Genomic DNA, 2,006 nt, shown 5'->3' on the forward strand with positions numbered 1-2,006 from the left:
GTATTTTTAGAATATCTTCTAGGGTTTGATTTTGGTTATCTATATAGTCTGGTATGGCCATATTTATTCAATTAATAAACGATTAGCATATCTGGAGGACAAATCTCTTTTAGTTTTTTCAAGGCTTTAGCTTCAATTTGACGAATACGTTCTCTGGTAACATTGAAATGGTCACCAATTTCTTGTAAGCTTTGTTGGCGATAGTCATCAAAACCGAAGCGTAATTTCAATACTTCTTGTTCTTTTGATTTTAATTGTTTTAAAATTGTCTCTACTTGTACTTGAAAATCCTCTTCTATAATTAAATCTTCTGGCGTTTTTCCTAAGTATTCTATGAATTCTACCAAACTAGAATTTTTTTCTTCATTGATGTTTAAGTCTAGTGAGATAAGAGGCTTAATATAGTTATTCATTTGTATTAATTCTTCTGGTTTGATTGCTACAGCTTCAGCGATTTCTAGTTTAGTAGGGGAGCTCATTTTTGCTTGGCTTAGTAGTCTTGTTGCTTTTTTGATTGTATTGATTTTATCGTTAACATGAACGGGTAGACGAATAATACGGGATTTATCAGCGATCGCCCGATTTACAGCTTGTTTAATCCACCAGGTGGCATAGGTAGAAAATTTATATCCTTTGGTTGGGTCATATTTTTCTGTCGCCCGAATTAAGCCCATATTTCCTTCTTGTATTAAATCTAATAAATCCATTCCTCTATCGTGATATTTTTTGGCAATACTTACTACTAATCGAAGATTAGCTTCTATTAATTTATTTTTAGCTTTTCTGCCATTATTTATACTCTGCAATAAACTGTTTAATTCTATTCCCAAATATGTAGCCAATTGCTGTTTAGTCGGATGGCAATTTAACTCTCTCTCTAATTCTTTTTGACTGTTTTCTAATTTAATTAATTCAACTACTTGCCTACTTAAAACAATTTCTTCATCTGGTGATAAAAGCCTTATACTACCTATTTCTTTTAAGTATTTACCCAGCAAATCAATTTTCTCTGACTTTCTATTTTTCTTTTTTTCTAGTTCTTGTCTGTTGTATAATATCTTTTGGTACTGTGAATATAGTTTTGCACTATTAGATACATTTTTACTTAAATTTCTGAATAAATTAAGCTCGGAAAAACTGGATTTTTTAAGATTAATTTCTTTTTGGTTGATGTTTATTTGTAAATCAAAATTTTTAGAAAAACTTTTAGTAACCGTGCTAATAATAAGTTTTGTGTAATTAATTGTTGTTAGGAGTAAAAATTTAGTTGGTTTATGGGCCAATGTTTTAATTATTTTTTTATTTATATTATTAATTACTTGTTCTTTTACCCAGGTATCGCAGTTTAATTCTAATAAGATAATTTGTAGGCTGCCGGATTCTAAGCTGGCGATAAGATAAGCTTTTTTTATTGTCTGGTTCAATTCATCAGAAAGTTCTAAATTATCAAGGTCAATCAATTGATAAGTAGTTTCATATCCTAATAAAGTAAATAAGTCGGCTATTCCTTGGGAGTCTCTGATAGAATTAATGTCTGAAAGTTCGATTAATGAAGGATTAATAATATTCATGTTTCTTTACCTGTAATGATTTTCATTTCTGCTGAAGTTAAGCCATATAAATGGCCTACTCTTGCGTCTATTTCTGCTTCATATTCTTCTACTCGCTTTCCTTTGGCGTCTAGACATTTTTGTACTAGTTTTTCTATGATTTTGCCCTCTGTTTCTGTTACTTTGGGTATAGGGATTTTTTCTATAAAAATCTTGCTCGGTTCATAATAGTCATTTTGTAACTTAGCTAACAATTGATTAAATAACCACATCATTATACTTGAGTTAAAAATTCCTAAAAGTATTAGAGAAGAAGTAGGAATAATAAAAGCTTTCTGATTTGTGTACAAGTTATTGGTATCTAGATAAAACTCAGGCTGTTTACATATATTTGGATATATAATTTTTGGTGTCTCAAATTCTTGCCAATAGGCGCAAGATCGCAACTCCCAGAAA

Annotated in this window: 2 protein-coding genes; both read right to left on the bottom strand. The window is 30.2% G+C overall.

Features of this window, described 5'->3' with window-relative positions:
* Positions 1 to 71: 71 nt before the first annotated feature.
* The gene (locus tag MW688_RS14645) at positions 72 to 1,571 is read right to left on the bottom strand and encodes a sigma-70 family RNA polymerase sigma factor (protein WP_486736754.1); all 1,500 of its coding nucleotides are present in this window, start codon (positions 1,569 to 1,571) and stop codon (positions 72 to 74) included.
* A partial coding sequence (locus tag MW688_RS14650) for a TaqI-like C-terminal specificity domain-containing protein (protein WP_486736755.1) occupies positions 1,568 to 2,006 on the bottom strand: 439 nt, incomplete at its 5' end. The genes MW688_RS14650 and MW688_RS14645, both read right to left, overlap by 4 nt.

Source organism: Johannesbaptistia floridana (genome assembly GCF_057440575.1).